Here is a 25,054-nt window from a genome sequence, read left to right as displayed (position 1 = left end):
CGCACCCATGCGCCTGAATGAGATTACCTACACCAACGCCCTGCCCATCGACGGCTATGGCCCGGGATTTTTCCGTATCGGTGGCCAAGTCCACCAAGGCGCGGTTCTGACCGGCCCCACGGGAACCATAGCCTGGGGCGGCTACACCGACGAAAGTCCGCTGCTGGCTTTGTCCGACCAGATCGATGTCCTCTTCATCGGCACCGGCAAAGACCTGACCCACATCCCGGCCACCCTGCGCACAAAGCTGGAAGAGGCAGGCATCGGCGTCGAAATCATGAACTCCCCCGCCGCCTGCCGCACCTATAATGTGCTTCTCTCCGAAGGCCGCCGTGTCGCGCTCGCCCTGATCCCCGCCTAAGGATCCATTCTTCATCTGGCTAAAAATATCCCGGGGAGCCGCCATTGGTGCGCCATTGGTTCAAGCGCCAATGGCGGCGGGCTGGCCCCTCGCTCCAACCTCACCACAAAAAACGATGCCAGCACTCTGCGGCATTTCCGACCTTTTGCCGACACCCACAATCCGCTAAGCGGGCACCATGACATTGAAAGTAACCGATCTGGCCATCGCCCGTGGCGGCGTTCCTGTGCTCGAAGGCCTGAGCTTCTCGCTCGAACCCGGGCGGGCGCTGATCCTGCGGGGCCCTAACGGAATCGGCAAGACAACCCTGCTGCGTACGCTTGCCGGGCTGCAGCCGCCGCTGACCGGGGAAATCGAAGGAGCAGAGGACCAGATCGCCTACGCCTCGCATTCCGACGGGCTGAAACCAACGCTCACAGTGGTCGAAAACCTCAACTTCTGGGCTTCGGTCTTCGGGACCAACGATATCCAGACCGCCCTGGATGCGTTCGCCCTGAACGAACTGGCGGATCGCCACGCGGGAAACCTGTCCGCCGGACAAAAACGCCGCCTCGGGCTGGCGCGGATGCTGGTCACCGGTCGCCCGATCTGGATGCTGGACGAACCCACGGTGTCACTGGACAAAACCGCAGTGCAGATGTTCGCGGACGCTGTCCGCGCGCATCTGGGGCAGGGCGGTTCCGCCCTGATCGCGACCCATATCGACCTTGGCCTAGACGGAGAGGTTCTGGATGTCGGCCCCAACAAGGCCAAACCCAAACCCATCGACGATTTCGACGGAGGCTTCCTGTGATCGCCCTTCTGCTGCGCGACCTGAAACTGGCCTTCCGCGCGGGCGGAGGGTTCGGCCTCGGTCTTGCGTTCTTCCTGATCGTCACCGTGCTGGTGCCCTTCTCGGTCGGCCCGCAATCCTCGCTGCTATCGACCATCGCCCCCGGAGTGCTGTGGTTGGGCGCGCTACTGGCCTGCCTGCTGTCGCTGGACCGCCTGCTGGCGCTGGATTGGGAGGACGGCTCGCTCGACCTGCTGGCCACTGCGCCGCTGCCGCTCGAGGCCGTGGTAACCATCAAGGCGCTGGCACATTGGCTGACCACCGGCCTGCCGCTGGTTCTGGCGGCCCCGTTTCTGGGCGTTCTGCTGAACCTGCCCGTTCCCGGCTTTTCATGGCTGGTGGTCTCATTGCTGATCGGCACCCCGGCCATGAGCGTCATCGGCACCTTCGGCGCGGCGCTGACTGTTGGCCTGAAACGCGGCGGCCTGTTGCTGTCGCTGCTGGTCTTGCCGCTTTACGTGCCAACCCTGATCTTCGGGGCCGAGGTCGCCCGCCGTGGCGCCACGGGGATGGAGACGCAAACACCGCTGCTGATGCTGGCCGGGATCACCGCGGCCACGGTCGCGCTGCTGCCCTTCGCCAGTGCCGCCGTTCTGCGTATCAATCTTCGGTGACGGGGAATGAAGATTGACCAAGGTCAATTGAGAACCACACCGACTCGGACTAGATAAGGCCCATGACAATCGCAGCCAAAGCCAATGCCCTCTGGGAATACGCCAACCCACGCAAGTTTCTTGCCACCAGCGAGCGTGTCCTGCCGTTTTTCTGGATCACGTCGACGGTTTGCATCGTCGTCGGGCTGATCTGGGGCTTTTTCTTCACCCCGGATGACTACAAGCAGGGCTCGACCGTCAAGATCATATACCTGCACGTTCCCGCCGCGCTGATGGCGATTAATTGCTGGCTGATGATGCTGGCGACATCATTGGTCTGGCTGGTGCGCCGCCACCACGTCAGCGCTTTGGCCGCCCGCGCCGCTGCTCCGATCGGCATTGTCATGACGCTGATCGCATTGGCCACCGGCGCGATCTGGGGCCAGCCCATGTGGGGCACCTGGTGGGCCTGGGACCCGCGCCTGACCTCGTTCCTGATCCTATTCCTGTTCTATCTGGGTTATGTCGCCCTCTGGGAAGCAATCGAAGATCCTGATACGGCGGCTGACTTGACCTCGGTCCTGTGTCTGGTGGGATCGGTCTTTGCTATCCTCAGCCGCTATGCGGTGAATTTCTGGAATCAGGGGCTGCATCAGGGGGCTTCGGTCATGCGCGCTGCAGCGATCACCGGGACCGATACCGAAGAGAAGGTCAGCAACATCTATTTCTATCCGCTGCTGTTGTGCATTATTGGCTTCGTTCTACTTTTTATCGCGCTGGTTTTCTACCGCACGGGCACGGAAATTCGCGCGCGCCGGATCAAGGCGCTGCTGGCACGGGAGAGGGCGAAAGGATGATCCCAGATCTTGGTAAATACGCCGATACGGTTCTGTGGTCCTATGTGGTTTCGATCGTGTTGCTGGTCGCGTTGGTCGTTTTCAGCGTGATCCGGGGCCGCAAGCTGCGGGCCGAGATGGAAAAGGTCGAACAGAGGATGTCGCGCCATGGCTAAAATCTCGCCTCTAATGATTGCGCCGCCTCTGATCTTCGGTGCTTTCGCGGTGCTGGCTGGCATTGGCATGTTTCGCGACGATCCCAACGCGCTGCCATCGGCGCGCGAAGGACAACCCGCGCCGCCGGTCGTTCTTACCGAGTTCGCGGGCAAACCGGGCTTTGATGACGCCACCCTGCGCGATGGTGAGGTCAAGCTCGTCAACTACTGGGCCAGCTGGTGCGCGCCCTGCCGCGTGGAACATCCCAATCTGCAGGCGCTTTCGGACGAAGGTATCGCGGTCTATGGCATCAACTACAAAGACCAACAAGACAACGCCGAGGCTTTCTTGACCGAACTTGGCGATCCCTACACCGGCATCGGGCGGGACGAACAGGGCCGCATGGGGCTCGACTGGGGTGTCTACGGTGTTCCCGAAACCTATGTGATCGACGGAGAGGGCACAATCATCCTGCGCTTCGCCGGACCGATCACTCAGCGCGTCATCGAAAGCACGATCCGCCCCGCGCTCGAGAAAGCGGCCGGCGGTTCATAACCGATAGCCGCCAGTGACGGCCAGTACCTCTCCGGTGATAAACGACGCGGCATCCGATGCCAAAAACCGCACCGCCTTGGCGATATCCTCGGGCCGCCCGGCCCGGGCGAGGGCTGTGTCCTTCACGAACAATTCTGTCAACTCGTCCGACCGCGGCGCTTCTGGAATGTTGATCGCACCCGGAGCCACCGCATTGACACGTATCCCGTCCGGCCCCAACTCCTTGGCCATGGCACGCGTCCACAGGTTCAGCGCGGCTTTGCTGGCCCCGTAGGTGACCGCGTCGCGCGGTGGCAACACCGCGTTCATCGATGAAATGCTGACAATCGCAGCATCCCTCTTCAGATGTGGCAACGCCGCCGCCAGCAGTGCGGCAGGCACCAGTAGGTTCAGGTCCAGAATGGCGCGATGCGCGTCCACCTGAAACGCCTCTTTCGGCGTTGATCGCACCAGCCCCGCATTGTTGACGATCACATCGATCCGCCCAAACCGTTTCATCACCTGCGCCACCACCGCAGCCGGCTGATCGGCTTCCGTCAAATCCGAACGTATCGCCAAAGCCCTCTCGTGCAGTAATGCGGGCACGGGCTCCGTGGAAAGCCACGTAAACGCGACCTTATGATCTATACTCAAATCCTCGACGATCGCGCGTCCAATGCCGCGCGCACCCCCTGTCACCAATACCACCTTTTCCATTCCAACCTCCTCAACGGGGATTCCGCACCGCTTCAACTTCATCTTTTCCAAAATACTTCGGAGCGCGAGGCAGAGCCTCGCAAAAGAAAAGGACGCCCGAAGGCGTCCTTTAATACTGTCCCTTTGACGAAACCTTAGCTCGCTTTCGCCAGATTCCGCAGCACGTAATGCAACACGCCACCGTTTTCGATGTATTCGATCTCGGGTGCGGTATCGATGCGGCACTTCAGGGTGATGGTCTTCTCGGTCCCGTCAGCATAGACGATTGTGCACGGAACCTCCTGCAGCGGCTCAATCGTATCCAGCCCGTGGATGGAAACCGTCTCATCCCCCGTCAGACCCAAGGACTTGCGGGTGTCGCCGCCGGTGAATTCGAACGGGATCACGCCCATGCCGACCAGGTTCGAGCGGTGAATACGCTCAAAGCTCTCGGCGATGACGGCCTTAACGCCCAGCAGCGCGGTCCCCTTGGCCGCCCAGTCCCGCGACGAGCCGGCACCATACTGTTCGCCACCAAACACAACCAGCGGAGTGCCTTGTTCCTGATAGGCCATAGACGCCTCATAGACCGAGGTCTGCTGGCCATCGGGACCCTTCGTATAGCCCCCCTCGACACCGTCCAGCATCTCGTTCTTGACGCGGATGTTGGCGAAGGTGCCGCGCATCATGATCTCGTGGTTGCCCCGGCGCGAACCATACGAGTTGAACTCGCGCGGTTGGACCTGACGGTCGGTCAGATACTTGCCTGCGGGTGTGGTGGTCGCAAACGAACCAGCGGGCGAGATATGGTCGGTGGTGATCATATCGCCCAGGATCAGCAGAACCTTCGCCCCGTCAATGTTCGAGATCGTGCCGGGTTCAGCGCCCATACCTCGGAAATAGGGCGGGTTCTGGATATAGGTCGAGGTCGCAGGCCAGTCATAGGTCTCCTGCTGCGGAACATCGACGCCCTGCCACTTCTCATCGCCTTTGAAGACGTCGGCATATTTCGACTGGAATGCCTCACGGGTCACTGTGGCCTCAACCAGTTCAGCAATCTCGCTCTGGGTAGGCCAGATGTCTTTCATGTAGACATCATTGCCATCCTTGTCCTGTCCGATCGGTTCCGAGGTCAGGTCAATATCCAAGGTCCCGGCGAGCGCGTAGACGACCACCAGCGGAGGTGAGGCCAGATAATTGGCGCGCACATCCGGAGAAATCCGACCTTCGAAGTTTCGGTTGCCCGACAGGACTGACGTCGCAACCAGATCGCCCTCGGCGATGGCATCGGAAATCTCGGCCTGAATCGGGCCCGAGTTGCCGATACAGGTGGTGCAGCCATAACCCACGAGGTTGAAACCGATCTTGTCCAGGTCTTCCTGCAGGCCCGCAGCCTCAAGATAGGCGGATACGACCTGAGACCCCGGAGCCAGCGAGGTTTTGACCCATGGCTTGCGATCCAGTCCCAAAGCAGCGGCCTTGCGTGCGACCAGACCAGCACCGATCATCACATAAGGGTTCGACGTATTGGTACAGGACGTGATCGACGCGATCACGACCTTGCCCGATTCCATCGTGTAGTCCTCGCCCTTGACCGCGACTTCCTTGCCCATTGGGCGCTTGAACGTCTCGGCCATTTCTTTGGTGAACGCGGCCTTGGCATTGGTCAGTGCGACATAATCCTGCGGACGTTTCGGGCCCGAGATCGCGGGGACGATGGTGCCCATATCCAGTGTCAGCGTATCCGTGTAGATCGGCGCATAATCCGCGCCACGCCAGAAGCCGTTTTCCTTGGCATAGGCTTCGACCAGTGCAATACGGTCTTCATCCCGTCCGGTGTTGCGCATGTAGCGCAAGGTTTCACCGTCGATCGGGAAGAAACCACAGGTCGCGCCGTATTCGGGGGCCATGTTGGCAATAGTGGCACGGTCAGCCAATGGCAGACGGTCCAGACCCTCGCCGTAGAACTCAACGAATTTGCCGACCACACCTTTTTCGCGCAGCATCTCAACGACCTTCAGAACAAGGTCAGTACCGGTTGTCCCTTCGACCATCGAGCCAGTCAGCTCAAAGCCCACAACCTCGGGGATCAGCATCGAGATCGGCTGCCCCAGCATCGCGGCCTCAGCCTCGATCCCGCCGACGCCCCAGCCCAGAACGGCCATGCCGTTGACCATGGTGGTGTGGCTGTCGGTACCAACCAGCGTGTCGGGGTAGGCGACTTCTTCGCCGCTCTGATCGGTATCGGTCCAGACGGTCTGGGCCAGGTATTCCAGGTTCACCTGATGACAGATGCCGGTGCCGGGCGGCACGACGCGGAAGTTGTTGAACGCGTTCTGGCCCCATTTCAGGAACTGGTAACGCTCCATGTTGCGTTCGTATTCGCGGTCCACGTTCATCTGGAACGCGCGCGGGTTGCCGAACTCGTCAATCATGACCGAGTGGTCGATAACCAGATCAACCGGGTTCAGAGGATTGATCTTCTGCGCGTCGCCGCCCAGACCCTTGATGCCGTCGCGCATCGCCGCAAGGTCCACAACCGCGGGAACACCAGTGAAATCCTGCATCAGAACGCGGGCAGGGCGGTAGGCGATCTCACGCGGGTTCTTACCACCATTCGCGCCCCATTCTGCAAAGGCCTTGATGTCGTCGACCGAGACGGAAAATCCGTCATCCTCGAACCGCAGCATGTTCTCCAGCACCACTTTCAACGCGGCGGGCAGGTTCGAGAAATCACCCAGACCGGCCTCTTGCGCGGCTGGGATGGAATAATAGGAGATGGACTTGCCATTCACGCTCAGGCTGCGGCGTGTCTTGGCGGTATCCTGTCCGACTTTGATGGGCATCTGATGGCCTCCCTCTCAAATGACTTGGAATAGGGGAATCGCTAACGCTTATCTGTATCACGATTGTTGACGGTTCAAGGACCAAGAGGCGATCTGCGTCAATTTTTGTATACCATCGCACACATATTTGCGAAATTCTGCTGCAGAACTCTCAAGAAACCTTGATTGGTGGTTGAGTGCAAACCGGTTTAGACATTTCCCAACGCCGACCAGACCGAGAGATTTCATGCTCAGATCCGCCGCACTCACCGCTATTGCCACACTCTTTGTTACCGCCGCCACGGCCGAGACAGATCCTGTGGTCGTCGAGCTGTTCACCTCGCAGGGCTGTTCATCCTGCCCGCCTGCGGATCGAATCATGGAGCAGCTGGCACAACGCGAGGACGTCATCGGTCTGGCGTTGCATGTGGATTATTGGGACTACATCGGCTGGAAAGACGAATACGCCAAACCGGATCACACCTTGCGCCAGCGCGCCTATGCGCGCGAGGGCGGGCGCTCGATGATCTATACGCCGCAAATGGTGGTGAACGGCCAGCAGGACGTTGTGGGGGCGAAAGCGGGTGAACTGGATCGTTTGATCACCGCCCATCTTACCGCTGCACCCGAGGCAGAGGTCAGTGCCAAACGCACCGGCGATGATCTGGTTGTGGATGTCGCCCCGGTCGAACTGCCTGCGGGCCAGACCTATGAGGTACGCGTGGTGCAATACTCGCCCATGCGCCACGCATCGATCCGGCGCGGAGAGTTGGCAGGGCACGAACTGGATTATGCCAATGTGGTCGAAAGCTGGCAGATCGCCGGGCACTGGGACGGTGTTGCACCGCAGGAATTCAGGACTTCCCTGACCGGAGATTTTCCCGCTGTCGTGTTGATCCAGCGGGTCGGCCACGGGCCAATCGTGGCCGCGACACGGGTCGAGTGATCAGGGCATGTCCTGAGGCTGAACCCCCAGCTTTTTCCACGCTTTCCAGCGGCGGTGAATCCAGAACCACTGACCCATGTTCTGCCGCACCATGGCCTCAAGGTCGTCATTGGTGAACTGGGTCATGGTCTTCGGATCGGTGTGGGGGACGGGGTCGTGCAACACGATCTCGAAATCGATACCGTTGGGCTGACGCACGGCGTAAACCGGGATCAGCACCGCGTTGTACTTGATGGCCAGTTCGGCATTCAGAACCGAGGTGACGGCGGGTTTGCCAAAGAATGTCAGCTCTTCTCCGCCATGGGCGTGCAGGTCTGACACGATCGCAATGATGCCGCCCTTTTTCAGCGACCGGACCATCTCGACCATGCCGCGGCGACCCTGTTCGAACATCGGGGCGCCGGTCTGATAGAAGGCGTCGACATACATTTCGTTGAAATAGGGATTGGCCATGCGCCGATAGAGACACCCGATCGGCTGACCGCTGCGCGCCTGCAGCGCGACGCGTGCAGCCAGATAATGCCCGAAATGCGCGGTGATCATCATCACCGGCTTGCCCTCGGCCACCGCCTTGTCAAACGCCTCAATCCCCGAGCCAGATACTTTGGCCTTGCTCTGCCGGTCGATGAACCCATCGGCCGAGAAATGTTCCATGATGGCACGCCCGGCGTTGTCGGGTACGGCGCGGCAGATACGCTTGACCTCATCCTCGGGCAGATCGGGGCAGGTGAGTTTCAGATTGCGCCGCACCCGTGTGCTGAACCCCACGACAGGAGCCAGCCAGCGGGTCAAAGCCCCCATCGCACCAATGCGCCGCTCATAGGGCAACAGGCGCATTCCGCCGATCACAGCTTTCAGAAACAGGTTGGCAACGTAGTATTTTCCAAGCTCAAACCGGCTCAGTTCCGACTTTTCGACGGGCATGGGGAGGGACACCTGGGTGTTGTGAACTGCGCGACCAGACATACAGGCCCCGTTGTTTGATCACAAGTGGGGCTAGGCGTCGTCCTCGGCAGTCTCGACAAGCGCAATGGTCCCGTCGTCCAGCAACGCGCGAATGGCCGCTACGATCTGTGCCATGGCCTCTTCTGCCTCGGATTGCTTGACCTTGCCGCGATCCGCCATCTCTTCGCGCAGATTGTCCGCCATACGCGACGACATGTTCGACAGCATGAATTCGACCGCAGCTGCATCGTCTTCGGTGCTTGCCCCCGCTAGGGCGGTGACCAACGCCGGCTGGTCCACGCCGCGCAGGATCGCCGGAATGTCGCGCGACTGAATGCGGCTGGGGATATGCGCAAAGATAAATATCGACTGCCGCACGCTGCTTGCGAAATCGGCGTCTTCTTCATCCAGCGCGGTCAACAGGCCATCGCGAGTCGCGGCGGCGGATTGGTTGAGAATCGCCCCGACGCGCGCGCCCGGGCCATCGCGAAACGCGGGTGTCGGGCGCTGGTCCAACTGCGCGGCCAGCGACCAGCCGATGCGTTCCACTGCCTCCGGTGTGACATTCGCGGTTTTCGAGACCGCATAGGTGATACGCCGCGCCGTAGGCCCGGGCAGGTGGCTCAGCAATTGCGCCGCCGAAGCTGTTTCCAGCTTCGAGAGCATCACCGCCGCCACCTCGGTGCTTTCGGCCTTGGCCATTTCAGCGAGTTCTTCGGGTGGAACTTCGCGCAGGCGTTGCCACGGATCGCCGATTTGGCGCACACCAGCCAGCTTGCGCAGCCGAGCGGCGGTGGCTGGTGCAATTTTGCCATTTACAGCATCCAAGGCCCCTGCCAAGCCATGCGGGAAAGACAGTCCCACACCGTCAAGTGCATCCGCGAATTCCTGTGCGACAGCGGCCAGTGTCACCCGGTCAACAAGACCCATCTGGCCCAGTTGGTGGGTCAGCTTTTCTTGCAGGGCATCGGGCAGTTCCTCAAGCGGGATATCCGCGCCTTCGTTCAACAGCAGTCTCACCACGACCGCCGCTTTTTCCCTGCTGCTCAGCGTACGGGGCACGACCCGTGGTGGCCCGTCATCCCGATCAGCAACAGGGGCCGCAGCCCCCGGTGCCATCTGTACCAATGCGTGTGTATCCTGCATCTGCCTGCAATGCCTAATTCGCGTTGCAGGCAGGATAGAGCGAGTCGGGTAAAGAAACCCTGAAACTCAGTAGCTGTAAGTCAGCCCGGTGCGGATCGCCTCGCGCAGGGACGCCTCGGCCCAGGTGCCTTCGCCGCCACGGGCCTTGATTTCGCGCCACTGGGCGATGGCCAGCTCGGTCTTGCCCTCGGCGACAAAGCCCTGACCCATGTAGCTGCGGGCCAGAATGTTGTCAGGGTTGCTGTCGATGGCTTTCTGGTAGAAGGCATTTGCCAGCTCAAGCTCGCCCATCTTGCGATAGGTGAAGCCCCAGTAGGTCTGAACCCGGTCATCTTCCTGATCCATGATGCGTAGAATACCCTGAGCATTCTCGAACTGCCCGTCATAGGCCAGTTCGCGCACGGCTTCGTACAGCTGATCTTGGGTGAAATTGGATTGGTTCGGCTTCACACACCGGCCAGCAGCTTCGTCGTAGACGCGGCCGAACAGGCATTTCTTCGTGGTGTTGGTCGGCTTGGGCGGGCTGCTGTCGCCGCCGCCTGCGGCATGAACCATGGGGGCGAAAGTAAAGGCCTGAAGGGCAATGGCGGACGCGAGTACGAGGCGCATGGTTGGTCTCCGTTCGTTGAGCTGCTTAGGTGAAGCATAGTGTGTTCTGTACAAAAGCTAACAACTCGCTGATCGCTTTTATTCACAACCGGGCAAATCCCAAAGGAAACGGGTGCTTTTCTACGGAAAAGACAAAGGCCCGCGCAGCGCGATGCAACGCGGGCCATTGCTTTAAAAATTAGCCCTTAGTCACCGAAAACACGAGAGAAAATGGTGTCGACGTGTTTGGTGTGATAGCCCAGATCGAACTTCTCCTCGATCTCTTCGGCGCTCAGCGCGGCGGTCACGTCTGCGTCAGCCAGAAGCTCGGTTTTGAAATCTTTGCCTTCTTCCCAGACCTTCATCGCGTTGCGCTGGACCAGACGATAAGCGTCTTCGCGGCTGACACCGGCCTGGGTCAGGGCCAGCAGCACGCGCTGGCTCATCACCAGACCGCGGAACTTGTTCATGTTGGCCAGCATGTTTTCGGGGTAGACGACCAGCTTGTCTACCACGCTGGTCAGGCGCGCCAGCGCGAAGTCCAGCGTGATCGTGGCGTCGGGGCCGATGTTGCGTTCGACCGACGAGTGCGAGATGTCACGCTCGTGCCAGAGGGCCACGTTCTCCATCGCGGGCACGACGGCCATGCGGACCAGACGCGCCAGACCGGTCAGGTTTTCGGTCAGAACAGGGTTGCGCTTGTGCGGCATCGCGGATGAGCCCTTTTGACCTTTCGAGAAGAACTCCTCGGCCTCCAGCACCTCGGTCCGCTGCATGTGGCGCACCTCGATGGCGATATTTTCGATGCTGCTGGCGATCACGCCCAACGTGGCAAAGAAGGCCGCGTGACGGTCGCGGGGGATGACTTGCGTGCTGATTGGCTCGGGCACCAGCCCCAGCTTGTCGCAGACGTGTTCCTCGACCTGAGGGTCGATATTGGCGAAGGTGCCAACCGCGCCGCTGATCGCGCCGGTGGCGATTTCCGCACGGGCATCGCGCATGCGGGACAGGTTGCGGTCCATCTCGGCGTAGAAACGGGCGAAGGTCAGGCCCATCGTGGTCGGCTCGGCGTGGATGCCGTGGCTGCGTCCGATGCGGACGGTTTCCTTATGCTCGTAAGCGCGGCGTTTCAGGGCGGCCAGCAGACCTTCGAGATCGGCGATCAGAATGTCGGCGGCGCGGGTCAGCTGCACGTTGAAACAGGTGTCCAGCACATCCGAGCTGGTCATGCCCTGATGCACAAAGCGTGCCTCGTCGCTGCCCACATGCTCGGCCAGATGGGTGAGGAAGGCGATGACGTCATGTTTGGTGACGGCCTCGATCTCGTCGATGCGGGCTACGTCGAACTCAACATCCTTGGCTTTCCAGACGGCCTCGGCATTTTCGCGCGGGATCACGCCCAGATCGGCCATGGCGTCGCAGGCATGCGCCTCAATCTCGTACCAGATGCGGAACTTGGTCTCGGGCGACCAGATGGCGACCATGTCAGGGCGGGAATAGCGGGGAATCATTGGCGGCAGCACCTTTTTGTGATTGGGATGAGGCGTTGGCGCGGGGTTTAGCCGCGCATTCAGATCGGAACAAGGCGCGAGTGCTGTTATGAGACGGTTTGCCCTGATTTTTTCCCGCTCGGACCGGCAAGACGGGCGCTCGGCATGACAGCCCCGGCCCGATTATCAGAATTCGAGGGGCAGTGGGCGCTGACGCGCGTTATAAACGACAGACGCGCGGGGCAGGTGGTTCACGCCGACGGCAGCGCGGTTCTGCGACCTGAGGGCGACGGCTTGATCTATGACGAGACCGTCACGCTGCGTATCCCTGGGCAGCCCGAGATGACGGGAACGCGTCGATACCTGTGGCATCAGGCGGCGGGCCGGATCGCGATACATTTCGACGACGACCGGTATTTTCACGCGCTGCAACTGGGACAGGACCGGGCCGAGGATCATCATGATTGCCCGCCCGACAGCTATGATGCATTATACGACTTCTCGGGATGGCCGCGCTGGACGGTCCGCTGGTCGGTGTCGGGACCGCGAAAATCCTATGAAATGGAGACCAAATATACGCGGCGATAGCGTAATCATCTTGCAGCATCGGCCCGGAACGGGCATTGCTGCACTGCAAATAGGTCCGCAACTGGAGAAAACAAAATGAATGCGAACGTATTGGCCAACGCGATTGGCCCGCGCGAGGGGACGGCGCTGCGCGTCAAACAGGCTGTACTGGTTGTTCTGGGCATCGTTGCCCTGGCCGTTGCCGCCAAGATCAAAGTTCCGATGTGGCCGGTTCCGATCACCATGGGCACCTTTGCAGTGCTGACCATTGGCACCGCCTATGGCGCGCGTCTGGGTCTGGTCACCATGATGGGTTACCTGCTGGTTGGCGCGCTGGGCTTTGACGTGTTCGCAGGCTCTTCGGCTGAGAAATTCGGCCTGACATACATGATGGGCGGCACTGGCGGTTATCTGGTCGGGTATGTCCTCGCCACCTTGGCCCTGGGAACTCTGGCCGCGCGCGGCTGGGACCGTTCGGTTGGAAAACTGGCGCTGGCGCTGGTTCTGGCCAACGTACTGATCTATGTGCCCGGCCTGCTGTGGCTGGGTCAGCTGTATGGCTGGGACAAGCCGATCCTGGAATGGGGCCTGACACCGTTCCTGCTGGGTGATGCGATCAAGCTGGCGCTGGCCGCGCTGCTGATCCCCGCCGTGTGGAAGCTGGTGGGCAACGCCCGCGCCTGATCCACACCGGATCGTGACATCGAAACCCGCATCCGAGATACCTCGGGTGCGGGTTTTTTCGTGCCGGTTCAACGTCATGCTGGACAACCGCAACAATGAAGGTTCAATCTGATCCCCGAGACATCATCAGGTTATTGAGATATGCATATTCGATTGTTTTCAACATCTGCTCTTTGCGCAGCGCTTTGGGTTGCGGGTGGCGCCGCAGCAGACACGCCGGTGACCTACACCGACGATGGACGCGCTCTGTTTCGGTTTGAAGTGCCAGATTTCTGGGCCGTCCGCACGGGTGGTCCGCGCGAGATTGAAGATACCGAACTGGGCGATACCCGCGCCGTTACGCGCGTGATGGGGATCAGGCCGTTAACGGATGACAGCGTCTGGATGGGTTTTGTCTCACCCGCCGGGGTGGCCGATATTCAGGGCGGCATTCGGTATCTCGAGGATATCGACAAGTTTCTGGTCAACGCTCCTGCCATCACCAGCACCAGCGAAACCAGTATAGGTGGGCGTCCGGCGCGTGTGATCCGGGGGACTGGCAGGCGCGATGGGCGCGGGGTCAATTTCACCGCTGCTATCATTGATCTGCCAGGCGACCGCGTGGCCGTAGCGGTGTCAATCCTGCGCGACGGGGCTGATCCGGCATATGTAGATGATCTGAACGATGTCTTTGCATCGTTCCGACCCGTGCAGTGACGGAGGTTCGGATGACACGCAAATTGTTCAAACGCTCGGTCATTGCGCTCGGGCTTGGCGTTGCAACCCTTACGCTGAGCGCGTGTGACGGTGTTACGGTCGGGGTCGGATATGGGTATGACCCGTTCTACGACTCGATGCTTTGGAACGACTATTATCATGATCGCAACGTGAACGTTGACGTGGATATCAACCGTCCAGATCGGCCCGACCGCCCAAAGCCGCCGGTTTCGAAGCCGCCCCAGCGACCAAAGCCGCCGATCGGGAAACCCCCGTCGCGTCCGCGCCCGCCCGTCGCGCGCCCCCCTGCAGCGCGCCCGCCGATCCATCGTCCGACACCCCGGCGACGTTGACCCACAGGGGCTGCATGCGCGACCCCTGACCCGGACCCGCCCGCGTGTTTTGAGCGAAAACCACCATCTGTGGTACTATACCCTATGGGCGGGTCCGGCTGACCACCTGTAGGGTCAGATCAGCGCGTGAACCAGCGGCCCGCTCGATCCCAGTAAGATGGAGTCGACGATGCTGACTGAAGAACAGTTAAGAGCCATAGCCGCAGCGTTCTGCGGTATACTTATTGTGCCTAATATCGGGTTTCCCAACCCGTATCGGATCAATCTGACCCCGCAGGCTCTTCCTGAGGACACCGTTGAAGAGATCGAAGAACGCATGGGCGAATTCGGCTTTGCCGGTCGCCCCGGCGGACCTTTCGGTAAAGATATCCGACGCGCGTATATAGAGGTCACCTACGATCAGCGCGGCTGCCATTACAGGATCACCGCCGTGGGACGCGTGAAACGCGGGCTTGGTGCGAATAGTCGTAGAGAGCGCCACCACACCGAATGGAAGGCGCTCTGAGTCGCGCGTTGCAGGCGCTACGACAGCAATTCGGTCGTGATCTGCGCTGATCCTTCCAGAGTGCGATGCACCGGGCATCTGTCGGCGATCTCCAGAAGTTTCGCCTTTTGCTCTGAATCGAGGGGACCTTCGAGCCTGATTTTCCGGCGGAACAGATCCACCTTGCCCGCATTCGCAAGGCCCGCATCCTGTGCATGTACCTTGTCGTGGCAGACATCCACGGCGATCCCGGTCAGGGGCCAGCGTTTGCGACGCGCATACATGCGGATTGTCATCGAGGTGCAGGCCCCCAAGCCCGATGATACGAAGCCATAGGGTGACATGCCCCGATCGGTCCCGCCATAAGAGGCAGGTTCATCCGCCACCGCGTGATGACGTGGGCCGGACTGGATGTCCTGCAGAAAACCCGCAGGATCAGCCTCGGTCACCCGGACGACTCCTTCGGGTGCCCCCGGCGGCGGGGCAGGCGGGCTGAGTTTGACATAGCGCGACACCCATGCCGCAATGACATCAGCGGCATATTCTGCGTCCGCAGCGCGTGTGATCAGGTGGTCGGCGTCATCAAGTGTAACAAAGCTTTTGGGGTGTTTTGCGGTCAGAAAGATGGTGCTGGCATTGTCGATACTGACGGTCTCATCGCGCGGGGCGTGCAGGATCAGCAGCGCGGCCTTCAACTCGGCGATGGCGGTGTTCAGCGCCGCCTCCGAGATGTCGTCGACAAAGGCTTTGCCGATGCGGAATGGGCGTCCGCCCAGCGAGACCTCGGCGCTGCCTTCGGCCTCGATCTCGGGTAAGGCAGCTTCGAAGTGATGCGAGACATGGCCGGGATCAGCAGGAGCACCCAGTGTCACCACGGCCTTGACCGAAGGAATGCCAGCGCGCGCGCGCAGCACCGCAGCCCCACCCAGCGAATGCCCGATCAACAAAGCGGGGGCCATATCGCGCCCGGCCAGATACTGCGCCGCCGCGATCAGATCTTCGACATTCGAGGTGAATGTGGTGTTCGCGAACTCCCCTCCAGAATGACCCAGCCCGGTAAAGTCAAAGCGCAGCACAGCGATGCCCATGGCCGCAAGGCGCGCCGAGATGCGCCGTGCCGCCGGGATATCCTTGGAGCAGGTAAAGCAATGTGCAAACAGGGCTGTTGCCAGAACGGGCCCGTCCGGCAGGTCAAGGCGCGCGGCCAATTGGCTGCCGTCGTGACCGGCAAAGGTAATGCGTTCGGTGGCCATGGGTATTCCTTGGTGTTGGGACCGGGCCAATACTGTGTCCTAGCGCAGGTTCTCTCAACCCCTATGTCAGAAGCGTCACGGTAAGGTGAGGATTTGACATTTTAGCTTTGTGGCTGACCGAGAGATTGCAGTTTTTGTATCATTATTGGTGATGTTAAATTCAAAAAACATTCATTTTAATAATCTATCGATACAGCCCAAGTTATATTCAGCCAACAGACGTGAAACGGAGGTTTTCATGGCATACGCACCGAATATATCGTCCAGATCAACACTGCATCCGGGGATCATTGCTGCGCTTTTGCTTGCGGGCGCAGTTGGTTTTGCGCTTGGGCAGAGCTGGCCGGTTGTGGAGCCTTCTCAAGGCGCTGTGACCGCACCAGAGGACTGGCACGGCAATGTCAAACGGTCGGATTGGGGCCGGAACGGTTCGTTTTAGCCCAAGCCCATCAGTTGTGTGTCAAAGGGGTACTTGGTCAGGTTCTCATACCCGTCCTCGGTGATCAGAACCTGATCTTCCAGCTTGATCGAGAAATCCCCACCGACTTCGCCCACGGCGGCTTCGACGCACAGGACCATGCCGGGTTCGAGAGGATAATCATACGCCCCCTCGACGGCCTTGTCGGGATAGGCGACCAGCGGCCATTCATCACACAGGCCCACCCCATGCATCAGGCAACCATATTTCTGAGCCTGAAACTTTTCGTCCAGACGATGTGCATTCGCGGTTAGTTCCGGGATCATGACACCGGGTTTCAACATCTCCATGTTCGTCATGATGTGTTCATGCGCATGCTGCATCGCGTAGATCATGTCCGGGCGCGGCTTCTGATCGCCGATCCACCAGGTGCGTGAGATATCGACGCAAATGCCGTACGAGCCGATCAGATCGGTATCAAAGGCAATAATCTCGTTCTGTCGCGTGATCCGGGGGCCGCATTCCTGAAACCAGGGGTTGGTCCTCGGCCCCGATGCCAGCAGTCGTGTTTCGATCCATTCACCGCCACGCCGGATGTTCTCGGTGTGCAAAACGGCCCAGATGTCATCCTCGGATGTTTTCCCGTCGCCGACATTGGCGCGGGCAAAGCGCTCCATTTCAGCCACGGCCGTTTCGCAAGCGTGGCTGGCGCAGCGCATGGCAAGGATTTCGTCTGGCCCTTTGATGGCGCGGGTTTTTTCGGTGAGTTCTTCACCTTCCATGACGTCGAAGCCCTGCGCCTCGAGCGCGCGCAGCCCGTGCAGCATGATCTTGTCCACGCCCAGCCGCATATTGCCACCGCCATGTTCGTTGATCAGCGCCCGCACCTCGTTCGAGAACACATCAGCGGCGATGTCGATCTTGTCGCCGCGGTCGAAATAGAACAGGTCCGCACCCGAGCGTTGCTCACGTACCAGCGGGTTGAATGTCGTCAGGAAAGGTGAGTTCTTATAGTCCCAGATCACCATATATCCGTCGGCACAGACCAGTACCGCCCGAAACGGGTTGTGGGTGTTCCACAGCTGCATATTGGTGCTGTCGGTTGCATAGCGGATATTCAGCGGGTCAAAAAGCAGTACTCCACCCCAATTCCGATCGACGATGCCCTGCGTCAGTCGTTCCCATCGAAATCTGCGCATCTGTTCCAGGTTCGGAAGCGTCAGCCCGGCGGCCGCCCATTCGCCGAAGGCCAGCTGAGTCGGCCCGATCTCGATCCGGTCATTGTCGTTGGGGGTGCCATCCCCAAGGGTGGCGCCTTTGGTCGGGTCGATTTTGCGGGTATCGCGATAGGGGCTGTTCACGGCTGGGCCTTTCTGCATGCCAGACCAGCCTGCAAAGCGCGCAACGCGGCGTCTTGAAAATTTGCGACCGCAAGCGGGTCGCTTTTTGACCGACAGGCCAGGGAGGGACTGCTATGGCTTGGTCATGACGGTGATTTTACAGCAAGATATCCCCTACGACCCGCTGGCCCCGAACCCTTTGCCGGGTATACGACCCGCCGACCCTGACACTTGGCTGCACCGGGACGACGCTTTTGCGGCACAGATGCAAAAGCGGGCGGAGCTTCTGGCCAACCGCAAGCCCGAGGTTCTGGCGCAAAGCCCTGCGGCCTTGGAACCGGCGCAAGAGCTGCTGAATCTGGTTCTGAAACAGACCTATCCGGGCGGCTCTGATCTGGTGCGCCGACCCGACGGTGTTCAGGTCACGCTGGACAGGTCGCGGCCGCTGGAAACGCTGTGCCAATTGGTGCAGGAGGATTTCTGTATTCTGCAGAAGCAAGACGACGAGCATATGTTGACGGGTGCAATCCTGTGCTTCCCGGCCAGTTGGTCCTTGTCCGAGAAATTCATGCGCCCGCTGGTTGCGATACATCAGCCGGTGGACACTTACGACGCCAATATCGCGCGGCGGGTGCAACGGTTGTTTGATGGCATCCAGCCCGGTCGCCCGCTGTGGCGGTTCAACGCGTTGTGGTATCACGATGCCGAACTGTTCCAGCCCCGCAGCATGCATCAGCGCCGCGACCCGCGCGGCAGGGGCACGGCCCGCTATCTGCGCAGCGAGCGCCAGACTCTTCTGCGCTTGCCCGAGACGCGGGCCGTCGTCTTTGCAATCCACACTTATGTTTTGCCGGCCAGCCGCTTCCGGGAAACGGAAGACCCCGCCTGACGGCGGGGCCTCCTAGGAGGGTCTTGGGTCGTTTCTTTAGATGCCAAGGACGCTGGCCACCTCGGCAAAGGCGTTGGTCGAATGCAATCCGAAGATGGCCATGGTGAACGCCAGCACCTGTGTATTCAGGCGAAAGTCCTCTCCGCGGATCAGATTAACGGCCGCCAGAGAGATCGCGATGGGTGCCGAGACACTGGCGACAGCACCTGTCATTCCCCAGCTTGTGAGCCTGAGGATATCGCTGGGCCGTTCACTGGTTTCGGCAATCTGGTCCGGATCATTCGCGGGCGTTGGCACCTCTGTTTCAGTGCGAAAGGCGATGCTGAGCAGCTGTTCATCGCTCAACTGGATTGGGCGGGCGGCTTGCACTTTGGGAGCGGGCGCGGGTTCATCGAAGTCCGAGAGGCTGAGCCCCGCAAACGGACCGCTGATGGCTTCGAAAATCTGCTTGCGATCTCGCGGTTTACGCGGAGCAATTGAATCGAACGCACTCATGAATTGCTCTACTGTCAGCACCGTTTTCGGCGACAGCCATTCGACGCGCTGGGTCGAACAGATATCCACCATCCGATAAAGAATGACGACCAGCATCAGTTCAGAGATTTCAGTGTCATCCAGCAGGGAAGAGACCGGGCAGATTGTTATTGCCAACCGGTTTTCCGGCAGCGTCACAACGGGGCGATCCATGGTCTGCAATCCCGCTGCACGGTCCATCCGCTGGTGATGGGACCCTTCAGCTTCGTCCTGGGTCGCGTCCAGTGTCAGACGCACCAGGTACTGGCTGGTGACAATGCTGGTCTCGTTGGCGCTGAGGTCGGTTTTGCGTTCGATCAGGTGGCCGTAGTCCTGAAGCGTTGTGGTAACGACCTCGCAGAACCGTTCGAGCGCGCCGTCTGCAGGGCCATCAAACTGCAGGCCACCATGATACATCAGCTTTGCGGTCACAACGTGTTCCTTTGCCGTAGTCATTCTCAGCCCAGATTAACGGGCGATGTGGGGCAAATTTTGGCAATGCGGGAGAAAAGTCAGAAATTTCCGACATTGATTACGCTTTGGAAACCAAGAAACTAAAGGGTCCGGTTAATGTCTGTGGCAGGAATGTGGCTGAAATCGGGTTCGCCTATGTCAGAGCTTGGGCGCGGTCAGTTGTCGATTCGCCATGCCATGATTGCGATGGATTGCTGATAGACTGACGCGGCGTTCCACTGTTGGATCACCGCGAAATTCGGCTCTCCGGGCTGGTAGCCTTTTCCTGGCTTCCACCCTTTCTTGCGAAGAAAATTTGCGGTCGATGCCAGTGCATCGGTCATGTTGTAAAAGTCGACCTGACGGTCCCCGGTGGCGTCAACGCCATAAGTCAGGGCATTGCCGGGCAGGAACTGCGTGTGGCCCAGCTCGCCATGTTTTGCCCCTTTTGTCGCCATTGTGATGCTGCCCCGATCAACCAGTTTCAGCGCCCCGATGGCATGCGGGATGAAGAAGTCGGACCGTCGACAATCATAGGCCAAAGTGGTGATTGCTGAAACAACTGGGCTGTCGCCCATGAAGTTCCCGAACCCGGTTTCCATACCATGGATGGCAATCAGAACGCCGGCGGGCACCCCATATTGGCGTTCGAGCGCCGCGTAGAATTGGGGGTTGCGGGCTTTGCGCTTGCGCCCCTGTGCGACGATCGTATTCGCGCCCCTTACCTGCATGAACTTGTCGAGCGAGTATCTGAAGCTTTTCTGATTGCGATCCGCCGCGATGGTTCGCGTTTCGTATCTGGTCTGAGCCAGCGCCTGCAGGCCTTTCTTTTTCACACCCGCGCGTTTGGCCTGTTTTGCAAAATCCTGTTTCCAGGCATTGAACCCGGCGCTGGTATTGCCGCATGGGGCAGCGATCGCAAGGTTCGGGCTGATCAGTGCGAGTGTAAGAAGGAAAAGGCGAAGCATGATGAGATCCAACGTACAAAAATGAAAGGTTAATAAAGGTCCAATTCCCCGGCGGCTTTCAGGCTTTCGAACCATTCATCCGGGGTTTTGTCGATTTTGGCGTGTTTGACCATCATCGCATTCATATTGGGCAGGCCGGAGGAGTCTGGCCAGGCCTCGGGCTGCCACAGGTTCGCGCGGACGACGCATTTGGGGCAGTGCGCAAAGACGGTCTGGACGCGGATCAACAGTGCCAGCTTGGGCGCGTGCACGTTGACAGCCATCGACTTTAGAAGGTCAGGGTCGGCGCATATCTGGGCCGTGCCCCGCAGACGCAGTGTCTCCATCTTGCCGGGAACAAAGAAAATCACGCTGACTCTTGGGTCCTGCAGAACGTTGTGAAACGTATCCACGCGCTTGTTGCCAGGGCGATCCGGGATCGCGATCAAGGTGTCAGAGTGCACCCGAACGAAACCCGCGGGATCACCGCGCGGTGAAATATCAAGGTGTCCGGCCGGATTGGCCGATGCGATCAGACAAAATGGCGAGGTCGCGATGAAATCACGACACATCTGATCCAGTGCGGGCACTTCCTTGGCGATGATTTGCGGCAGGGGCGCGCCGGTGATGCGCTCGAGCTCTTCTGTGGTGGTCACGAAATTCGAGAATTCAGCGTCCATGCGATCTCCTCCTGCGGAGCAGTGTGGAAGATCGTGTCAAATGAAACAAGGGCGTCCGATTGGACGCCCTTGCAAGAATTTTCGTCGAAAATTCTGGATCAGCAGCTGTAGTACAGACCGTATTCTACAGGGTGCGGAGTGTGCTCGTAGGTTTCGACCTCTTCCATCTTCAGTGCGATGTAGCCGTCGATCTGGTCTTTGGTGAACACGTCGCCCTGCAGCAGGAAGTCGTGATCGGATGCCAGAGCTTCCAGAGCTTCACGCAAGCTGCCGCAAACGGTCGGGATGTCGGCCAGTTCTTCGGCAGGCAGATCGTACAGGTTCTTGTCCATGGCTTCGCCCGGATCGATCTTGTTCTTGATGCCGTCCAGACCTGCCATCAGCAGCGCGGCAAACGCCAGATAGGGGTTTGCTGCCGGATCGGGGAAGCGAGCCTCGACGCGCTTGGCTTTCGGGCTTTCGGTCCACGGAATACGGACACAACCCGAACGGTTGCGGGCCGAGTAGGCGCGCAGAACGGGGGCCTCAAAACCGGGGATCAGACGCTTGTAGCTGTTGGTCGCCGGGTTGGTGAAGGCGTTCAGCGTTTTGGCGTGCTTCAGGATGCCACCGATGAAGTACAGCGCTTCGTCCGACAGATCGGCGTATTTGTCACCAGCGAACAAAGGCTTGCCGTCTTTCCAGATCGACATGTTCACGTGCATGCCGGTGCCGTTGTCACCTGCGATCGGCTTCGGCATGAAGGTGGCCGATTTGCCGTAGGCGTGTGCAACGTTGTGGATGACGTACTTGTACTTCTGCAACTCGTCGGCCTGCTTGGTCAGGCTGTCGAAGATCAGACCCAGTTCGTGCTGACAGGACGCGACCTCGTGGTGGTGTTTGTCCACTTTCATGCCCAGACGCTTCATGGTCGACAGCATTTCCGAACGCAGGTCCTGGCTTTCGTCAATCGGGTTGACCGGGAAGTAGCCGCCCTTGACGCCAGGGCGGTGGCCCATGTTGCCCATTTCGTATTCGGTGTCGGTGTTCCACGACGCGTCGGTCGCATCAACTTCGTAAGATACCTTGTTGATACTGTTCGAGAAGCGGACGTCATCGAACAAGAAGAACTCGGCCTCGGGACCCATATAGGCGACGTCGCCGATACCGGACGCTTTTAGGTAGGCTTCGGCCTTCTGCGCTGTACCACGGGGATCGCGCTCGTAGGCCTCGCCGGTGTCGGGCTCAACAACCGAGCAGTGCAGGCAGATGGTTTTCTCTGCGTAGAACGGATCGACATAGGCGCTGTCGGTGTCGGGCATCAACTTCATGTCGGATGCTTCGATCGACTTCCAGCCCGCGATGGACGAGCCGTCGAACATAAAGCCCTCTTCCAGAAAGTCTTCGTCGACCTGATCGGCCATGATCGTCACGTGCTGAAGCTTGCCGCGCGGATCGGTAAAGCGGATGTCGACGTAATCTGCGTCTTCGTCCCGGATCAGCTGAAGAACTGCGTCCTTGCTCATTCTCTTGTTTCCTCTGATTTGAAGATGATACGTTACAGGGCTTCCGAACCGGACTCGCCGGTACGGATGCGAATGGCTTGTTCGACGGGCGAGACAAAGATTTTGCCATCCCCGATCTTGTCGGTCTTTGCGGCACCGACGATGGCCTCGATCGCGGCGTCGACCTGGTCGTCATCCAGCACGACTTCGACCTTCACCTTGGGCAGGAAGTCGACAACATACTCTGCACCACGATACAGTTCGGTGTGACCTTTCTGGCGACCGAAACCCTTCACCTCGATCACGCTGAGGCCCTGGATGCCCACGTCCTGCAGCGCCTCTTTCACTTCGTCCAGTTTGAACGGTTTGATGATCGCTTCGATCTTTTTCATTCCGGGTCACCTTGCATGGTTGTCTGGACCGCACTGATCACGTCTGGGATTGTGCAGCAATCCGATTACTGTATTGCTTGGAAAGAGGTGCGCGGAATATGTGCGAAAGATTAATTTTTGAACTCTTTGCATAAATAGTAATCAAAACTGAATCGCGCGAGGATTTGGGATGACAGAATTGCTGACCGCTGCACAGATGCGCGCTTGTGAGCGTGCGGCGATTGACGCGGGCGAGGTGACCGGGCTTGAACTGATGGAACGAGCCGGACGGGGCGTTTTGGATGCGATTTTCGAGGAATGGCCGGAGCTGGCGCAAAGCGACGGTCGCGCGACGGTGTTGTGCGGGCCGGGGAACAATGGTGGCGACGGTTTTGTCGTGGCGCGCTTGCTGAAAGACCTGGGCTGGGCGGTTGAGGTCATTCTTTACGGTGATCCGGCCAAGCTGCCACCGGATGCCAGGGTCAACTATGAACGTTGGGCCGGACCCACATTAAACCCGACGGACCCGATTAGCCCGCAGGCTCAGCACCCCGACCTTTCGATCGACGCACTGTTCGGCACTGGCCTGGCGCGGCCAATCGATGACCCGGTGTTGTGGGAGCATCTTTGGCTGCACGATGATGCGGCCGATGCGTGGGACATGCGAGAGAATGGGGCAGGCAATCAGATCACGGCTCCGCGAACGGTGGCCATTGACCTGCCATCGGGGCTGTGCTCGGATTCGGGGAAAGTGCTGGGTGGTGCATTTCCTCAGCACGGGCGCCGATGTGCGCGCTCTGCTTTGACGGTTTCATTTCATGCGCGCAAGCTTGGGCATGTCTTGGCGGACGGGCCAGCGATGTGTGGCCGGTTGGTTGTCAAAGACATTGGGCTACACCATGGCTCAGACGATGCAGAAATTGCGCGCTCTGCCAAACGCCCGACCGGTTCGAACCTCGGCAAGACCGAACATGATCATAAATATGCGCATGGCCACGCGTTCCTCCTTGCGGGGGGTATGGGCAAGACTGGTGCTGCCCGCCTTGCTGCGCGGGGCGCTTTGCGGATCGGGGCGGGCTTGGTGTCGCTTGGTGTGCCGCCTTCGGCGCAGATGGAGGTTGCCAGCCACATCACGGCATTGATGATGCAGCGCGTCGAGGATGCTGACGGCCTTGCAGAGATCTTGGCGGACGCACGCTTGAATGCGCTTTGCCTGGGACCCGGTCTGGGGCTGGAGCGTGCGCGAACACTGGTTCCGGTCGCCCTGGCCGCGCAGAGGCCCATTGTTCTGGACGCAGATGCATTAACCGCGTTCGCCGACGATCCGCAGAGCTTGTTTGGGCAGTTGCACGCGCTTTGCGTAATAACCCCGCATGCGGGCGAATTCGCGCGCCTATTTCCTGATATTGCGGAAAAGATGAAGGCCGTCGCGGATATCGGGCCGGGGTATTCAAAAGTCGATGCAACCCGCGCTGCGGCGCGGCGCGCAGGGTGCGTCGTGCTTTTCAAAGGCGCCGATACGGTCATCGCTGCGCCGGATGGGCGCGTCTTTGTGAATGCCGCCATGTACGAGCGGGCGGCACCGTGGCTTGCCACTGCGGGCTCTGGCGATGTGCTGGCCGGGTTTGTCACGGGTTTACTTGCGCGCGGGCAAGCGCCGATCGATGCGGCCACCGCAGCTGCGTGGCTGCATGTCGAGTGCGCGCGGCTGTTTGGATCTGGGCTGATCGCGGAAGACCTGCCTGAGCAAATGCCCATATTATTCAAACAACTTGATATTTAATTATTTTGTGAAAAGAATGTTCTGGCACGTAGGGTGCCAAAACCACCTGTGTGGCTGGTTTGCCCAAGGTGTCTCGCGGCTATCTGCTGGACCAAGGGCGCGGTGGCGAAATCTGTAACAGGTAAGTCGACCGCACGGCGCAAGCCTGACCCTTGACCGACATATGACCGCCTGCATTTCAACTGCCGCGT

The 25,054-nt window shown here is 59.7% G+C and carries 28 protein-coding genes; 14 read left to right on the top strand and 14 right to left on the bottom strand.

The window, feature by feature from the left end; translation table 11 throughout:
• The first annotated feature begins 7 nt into the window (after positions 1 to 7).
• The 6 genes from ACR0KM_RS00535 (at position 8) to ACR0KM_RS00510 (ending at position 3,333) form a co-directional block, all read left to right on the top strand.
• The gene (locus tag ACR0KM_RS00535) at positions 8 to 361 is read left to right on the top strand and encodes an Mth938-like domain-containing protein (protein WP_480857243.1); all 354 of its coding nucleotides are present in this window, start codon (positions 8 to 10) and stop codon (positions 359 to 361) included.
• A gap of 178 nt (positions 362 to 539) precedes the next feature.
• Complete coding sequence (ccmA, locus tag ACR0KM_RS00530) at positions 540 to 1,154, top strand: heme ABC exporter ATP-binding protein CcmA (protein ID WP_480857244.1); 615 nt, start codon at positions 540 to 542, stop codon at positions 1,152 to 1,154.
• Entirely contained in the window at positions 1,151 to 1,807 is a 657-nt protein-coding gene (gene ccmB, locus ACR0KM_RS00525; protein WP_480819625.1) for a heme exporter protein CcmB, read from the top strand. The genes ccmA and ccmB overlap by 4 nt, the downstream gene beginning before the upstream one ends.
• A gap of 62 nt (positions 1,808 to 1,869) precedes the next feature.
• Positions 1,870 to 2,643 carry a heme ABC transporter permease gene (locus tag ACR0KM_RS00520; RefSeq protein WP_480819626.1) on the top strand — a complete coding sequence of 258 codons (774 nt, stop codon included), beginning with the start codon at positions 1,870 to 1,872 and terminating at the stop codon, positions 2,641 to 2,643.
• A complete protein-coding gene (gene ccmD / locus ACR0KM_RS00515) occupies positions 2,640 to 2,798 on the top strand; it encodes a heme exporter protein CcmD (protein WP_480819627.1) in 159 nt (52 codons plus the stop codon). The genes ACR0KM_RS00520 and ccmD overlap by 4 nt, the downstream gene beginning before the upstream one ends.
• Complete coding sequence (locus tag ACR0KM_RS00510; protein ID WP_480819628.1) at positions 2,791 to 3,333, top strand: DsbE family thiol:disulfide interchange protein; 543 nt, start codon at positions 2,791 to 2,793, stop codon at positions 3,331 to 3,333. Before ccmD ends, ACR0KM_RS00510 begins: the two co-directional genes overlap by 8 nt.
• On the opposite strand, the gene ACR0KM_RS00505 is transcribed toward ACR0KM_RS00510, so the two are convergent.
• Both ACR0KM_RS00505 and acnA read right to left on the bottom strand, forming a co-directional pair.
• Positions 3,328 to 4,029, bottom strand: a complete 702-nt coding sequence (locus ACR0KM_RS00505; protein ID WP_480857246.1) for an SDR family NAD(P)-dependent oxidoreductase — start codon at positions 4,027 to 4,029, stop codon at positions 3,328 to 3,330. The genes ACR0KM_RS00510 and ACR0KM_RS00505 overlap by 6 nt on opposite strands.
• 134 nt (positions 4,030 to 4,163) lie before the next feature.
• Positions 4,164 to 6,854 (bottom strand): aconitate hydratase AcnA, encoded by a 2,691-nt coding sequence (acnA, locus tag ACR0KM_RS00500; RefSeq protein ID WP_480857248.1) that lies wholly within the window; start codon positions 6,852 to 6,854, stop codon positions 4,164 to 4,166.
• 226 nt (positions 6,855 to 7,080) lie between these two features.
• Here acnA and ACR0KM_RS00495 point away from each other — a divergent pair, with 226 nt between their 5' ends.
• Positions 7,081 to 7,779, top strand: coding sequence for a DUF1223 domain-containing protein (locus ACR0KM_RS00495; RefSeq protein ID WP_480857250.1), 699 nt, complete (start codon positions 7,081 to 7,083; stop codon positions 7,777 to 7,779).
• On the opposite strand, the gene ACR0KM_RS00490 is transcribed toward ACR0KM_RS00495, so the two are convergent.
• The 4 genes from ACR0KM_RS00490 to purB all read right to left on the bottom strand — a co-directional run bounded on the left by ACR0KM_RS00490 (position 7,780) and on the right by purB (position 11,969).
• Entirely contained in the window at positions 7,780 to 8,703 is a 924-nt protein-coding gene (locus ACR0KM_RS00490) for a lysophospholipid acyltransferase family protein (protein WP_480819632.1), read from the bottom strand. It abuts the gene before it with no gap.
• 72 nt (positions 8,704 to 8,775) lie between these two features.
• Complete coding sequence (locus ACR0KM_RS00485) at positions 8,776 to 9,870, bottom strand: flagellar motor switch protein FliG (RefSeq protein ID WP_480819633.1); 1,095 nt, start codon at positions 9,868 to 9,870, stop codon at positions 8,776 to 8,778.
• A 66-nt stretch (positions 9,871 to 9,936) separates the two neighbouring features.
• On the bottom strand, positions 9,937 to 10,479 hold the full coding sequence (locus ACR0KM_RS00480; protein ID WP_480857252.1) for a tetratricopeptide repeat protein: 543 nt from the start codon (positions 10,477 to 10,479) through the stop codon (positions 9,937 to 9,939).
• Positions 10,480 to 10,664: 185 nt separating this feature from the next.
• Entirely contained in the window at positions 10,665 to 11,969 is a 1,305-nt protein-coding gene (purB, locus tag ACR0KM_RS00475) for an adenylosuccinate lyase (protein ID WP_480819635.1), read from the bottom strand.
• 144 nt (positions 11,970 to 12,113) lie between these two features.
• On the opposite strand from purB, the gene ACR0KM_RS00470 reads away from it, so the two are divergent.
• The 3 genes from ACR0KM_RS00470 (at position 12,114) to ACR0KM_RS00460 (ending at position 13,895) form a co-directional block, all read left to right on the top strand.
• Entirely contained in the window at positions 12,114 to 12,536 is a 423-nt protein-coding gene (locus ACR0KM_RS00470) for a DUF6314 family protein (protein WP_480819636.1), read from the top strand.
• A 75-nt stretch (positions 12,537 to 12,611) separates the two neighbouring features.
• On the top strand, positions 12,612 to 13,199 hold the full coding sequence (locus tag ACR0KM_RS00465; RefSeq protein WP_480857254.1) for a biotin transporter BioY: 588 nt from the start codon (positions 12,612 to 12,614) through the stop codon (positions 13,197 to 13,199).
• A gap of 219 nt (positions 13,200 to 13,418) precedes the next feature.
• Positions 13,419 to 13,895, top strand: coding sequence for a hypothetical protein (locus tag ACR0KM_RS00460; protein WP_480819638.1), 477 nt, complete (start codon positions 13,419 to 13,421; stop codon positions 13,893 to 13,895).
• Positions 13,896 to 14,084: 189 nt separating this feature from the next.
• Here the strand turns inward: ACR0KM_RS00460 and ACR0KM_RS00455 are convergent, their stop codons facing one another.
• Positions 14,085 to 14,264 (bottom strand): hypothetical protein, encoded by a 180-nt coding sequence (locus ACR0KM_RS00455; protein WP_480857256.1) that lies wholly within the window; start codon positions 14,262 to 14,264, stop codon positions 14,085 to 14,087.
• Positions 14,265 to 14,417: 153 nt separating this feature from the next.
• Here ACR0KM_RS00455 and ACR0KM_RS00450 point away from each other — a divergent pair, with 153 nt between their 5' ends.
• On the top strand, positions 14,418 to 14,753 hold the full coding sequence (locus ACR0KM_RS00450; RefSeq protein WP_480857257.1) for a hypothetical protein: 336 nt from the start codon (positions 14,418 to 14,420) through the stop codon (positions 14,751 to 14,753).
• Positions 14,754 to 14,770: 17 nt separating this feature from the next.
• On the opposite strand, the gene ACR0KM_RS00445 is transcribed toward ACR0KM_RS00450, so the two are convergent.
• On the bottom strand, positions 14,771 to 15,985 hold the full coding sequence (locus ACR0KM_RS00445) for a bifunctional alpha/beta hydrolase/OsmC family protein (protein WP_480819641.1): 1,215 nt from the start codon (positions 15,983 to 15,985) through the stop codon (positions 14,771 to 14,773).
• A 238-nt stretch (positions 15,986 to 16,223) separates the two neighbouring features.
• Here ACR0KM_RS00445 and ACR0KM_RS00440 point away from each other — a divergent pair, with 238 nt between their 5' ends.
• The gene (locus tag ACR0KM_RS00440; RefSeq protein WP_480857259.1) at positions 16,224 to 16,424 is read left to right on the top strand and encodes a hypothetical protein; all 201 of its coding nucleotides are present in this window, start codon (positions 16,224 to 16,226) and stop codon (positions 16,422 to 16,424) included.
• On the opposite strand, the gene dddP is transcribed toward ACR0KM_RS00440, so the two are convergent.
• The gene (dddP, locus tag ACR0KM_RS00435; protein WP_480857628.1) at positions 16,421 to 17,764 is read right to left on the bottom strand and encodes a dimethylsulfonioproprionate lyase DddP; all 1,344 of its coding nucleotides are present in this window, start codon (positions 17,762 to 17,764) and stop codon (positions 16,421 to 16,423) included. The genes ACR0KM_RS00440 and dddP overlap by 4 nt on opposite strands.
• 124 nt (positions 17,765 to 17,888) lie before the next feature.
• Here dddP and ACR0KM_RS00430 point away from each other — a divergent pair, with 124 nt between their 5' ends.
• Positions 17,889 to 18,632, top strand: a complete 744-nt coding sequence (locus ACR0KM_RS00430; RefSeq protein ID WP_480857261.1) for a heme-dependent oxidative N-demethylase family protein — start codon at positions 17,889 to 17,891, stop codon at positions 18,630 to 18,632.
• A gap of 36 nt (positions 18,633 to 18,668) precedes the next feature.
• On the opposite strand, the gene ACR0KM_RS00425 is transcribed toward ACR0KM_RS00430, so the two are convergent.
• The 5 genes from ACR0KM_RS00425 to ACR0KM_RS00405 all read right to left on the bottom strand — a co-directional run bounded on the left by ACR0KM_RS00425 (position 18,669) and on the right by ACR0KM_RS00405 (position 23,101).
• Positions 18,669 to 19,601, bottom strand: a complete 933-nt coding sequence (locus ACR0KM_RS00425) for a hypothetical protein (RefSeq protein WP_480857262.1) — start codon at positions 19,599 to 19,601, stop codon at positions 18,669 to 18,671.
• A 173-nt stretch (positions 19,602 to 19,774) separates the two neighbouring features.
• The gene (locus tag ACR0KM_RS00420; RefSeq protein WP_480857264.1) at positions 19,775 to 20,566 is read right to left on the bottom strand and encodes a lytic murein transglycosylase; all 792 of its coding nucleotides are present in this window, start codon (positions 20,564 to 20,566) and stop codon (positions 19,775 to 19,777) included.
• Positions 20,567 to 20,595: 29 nt separating this feature from the next.
• The gene (locus ACR0KM_RS00415; RefSeq protein ID WP_480857266.1) at positions 20,596 to 21,225 is read right to left on the bottom strand and encodes an MSMEG_1061 family FMN-dependent PPOX-type flavoprotein; all 630 of its coding nucleotides are present in this window, start codon (positions 21,223 to 21,225) and stop codon (positions 20,596 to 20,598) included.
• A gap of 98 nt (positions 21,226 to 21,323) precedes the next feature.
• Positions 21,324 to 22,730 carry a type I glutamate--ammonia ligase gene (gene glnA / locus ACR0KM_RS00410; protein WP_480819647.1) on the bottom strand — a complete coding sequence of 469 codons (1,407 nt, stop codon included), beginning with the start codon at positions 22,728 to 22,730 and terminating at the stop codon, positions 21,324 to 21,326.
• Positions 22,731 to 22,762: 32 nt separating this feature from the next.
• Complete coding sequence (locus ACR0KM_RS00405) at positions 22,763 to 23,101, bottom strand: P-II family nitrogen regulator (protein ID WP_480819648.1); 339 nt, start codon at positions 23,099 to 23,101, stop codon at positions 22,763 to 22,765.
• Positions 23,102 to 23,270: 169 nt separating this feature from the next.
• Here ACR0KM_RS00405 and ACR0KM_RS00400 point away from each other — a divergent pair, with 169 nt between their 5' ends.
• Positions 23,271 to 24,863 (top strand): NAD(P)H-hydrate dehydratase, encoded by a 1,593-nt coding sequence (locus ACR0KM_RS00400; RefSeq protein WP_480857269.1) that lies wholly within the window; start codon positions 23,271 to 23,273, stop codon positions 24,861 to 24,863.
• Positions 24,864 to 25,054 lie beyond the last annotated feature (191 nt).

It is taken from the genome of Ruegeria sp. G10, assembly GCF_056533645.1.
The sequence above is the reverse complement of the archived record's forward strand: the minus strand, read 5'-3'. Positions and strand labels throughout refer to the sequence as shown.

Coding starts and splice junctions, on each gene's coding strand:
- ACR0KM_RS00470 (WP_480819636.1), top strand. CDS start 12,114: ATGACAGCCCCGGCCCGATTATCAGAATTCGAGGGGCAGTGGGCGCTG.
- ACR0KM_RS00480 (WP_480857252.1), bottom strand. CDS start 10,479: ATGCGCCTCGTACTCGCGTCCGCCATTGCCCTTCAGGCCTTTACTTTC.
- ACR0KM_RS00450 (WP_480857257.1), top strand. CDS start 14,418: ATGCTGACTGAAGAACAGTTAAGAGCCATAGCCGCAGCGTTCTGCGGT.
- ACR0KM_RS00430 (WP_480857261.1), top strand. CDS start 17,889: ATGACGGTGATTTTACAGCAAGATATCCCCTACGACCCGCTGGCCCCG.
- purB (WP_480819635.1), bottom strand. CDS start 11,969: ATGATTCCCCGCTATTCCCGCCCTGACATGGTCGCCATCTGGTCGCCC.
- ACR0KM_RS00415 (WP_480857266.1), bottom strand. CDS start 21,225: ATGGACGCTGAATTCTCGAATTTCGTGACCACCACAGAAGAGCTCGAG.
- acnA (WP_480857248.1), bottom strand. CDS start 6,854: ATGCCCATCAAAGTCGGACAGGATACCGCCAAGACACGCCGCAGCCTG.
- ACR0KM_RS00420 (WP_480857264.1), bottom strand. CDS start 20,566: ATGCTTCGCCTTTTCCTTCTTACACTCGCACTGATCAGCCCGAACCTT.
- ACR0KM_RS00510 (WP_480819628.1), top strand. CDS start 2,791: ATGGCTAAAATCTCGCCTCTAATGATTGCGCCGCCTCTGATCTTCGGT.
- ACR0KM_RS00405 (WP_480819648.1), bottom strand. CDS start 23,101: ATGAAAAAGATCGAAGCGATCATCAAACCGTTCAAACTGGACGAAGTG.
- ACR0KM_RS00505 (WP_480857246.1), bottom strand. CDS start 4,029: ATGGAAAAGGTGGTATTGGTGACAGGGGGTGCGCGCGGCATTGGACGC.
- ACR0KM_RS00495 (WP_480857250.1), top strand. CDS start 7,081: ATGCTCAGATCCGCCGCACTCACCGCTATTGCCACACTCTTTGTTACC.
- ACR0KM_RS00485 (WP_480819633.1), bottom strand. CDS start 9,870: ATGCAGGATACACACGCATTGGTACAGATGGCACCGGGGGCTGCGGCC.
- glnA (WP_480819647.1), bottom strand. CDS start 22,730: ATGAGCAAGGACGCAGTTCTTCAGCTGATCCGGGACGAAGACGCAGAT.
- ACR0KM_RS00445 (WP_480819641.1), bottom strand. CDS start 15,985: ATGGCCACCGAACGCATTACCTTTGCCGGTCACGACGGCAGCCAATTG.
- ACR0KM_RS00425 (WP_480857262.1), bottom strand. CDS start 19,601: ATGACTACGGCAAAGGAACACGTTGTGACCGCAAAGCTGATGTATCAT.
- ACR0KM_RS00490 (WP_480819632.1), bottom strand. CDS start 8,703: ATGCCCGTCGAAAAGTCGGAACTGAGCCGGTTTGAGCTTGGAAAATAC.
- ccmA (WP_480857244.1), top strand. CDS start 540: ATGACATTGAAAGTAACCGATCTGGCCATCGCCCGTGGCGGCGTTCCT.
- ACR0KM_RS00465 (WP_480857254.1), top strand. CDS start 12,612: ATGAATGCGAACGTATTGGCCAACGCGATTGGCCCGCGCGAGGGGACG.
- ACR0KM_RS00440 (WP_480857259.1), top strand. CDS start 16,224: ATGGCATACGCACCGAATATATCGTCCAGATCAACACTGCATCCGGGG.
- ACR0KM_RS00520 (WP_480819626.1), top strand. CDS start 1,870: ATGACAATCGCAGCCAAAGCCAATGCCCTCTGGGAATACGCCAACCCA.
- ACR0KM_RS00535 (WP_480857243.1), top strand. CDS start 8: ATGCGCCTGAATGAGATTACCTACACCAACGCCCTGCCCATCGACGGC.
- ACR0KM_RS00455 (WP_480857256.1), bottom strand. CDS start 14,264: ATGCAGCCCCTGTGGGTCAACGTCGCCGGGGTGTCGGACGATGGATCG.
- ACR0KM_RS00400 (WP_480857269.1), top strand. CDS start 23,271: ATGACAGAATTGCTGACCGCTGCACAGATGCGCGCTTGTGAGCGTGCG.
- ccmD (WP_480819627.1), top strand. CDS start 2,640: ATGATCCCAGATCTTGGTAAATACGCCGATACGGTTCTGTGGTCCTAT.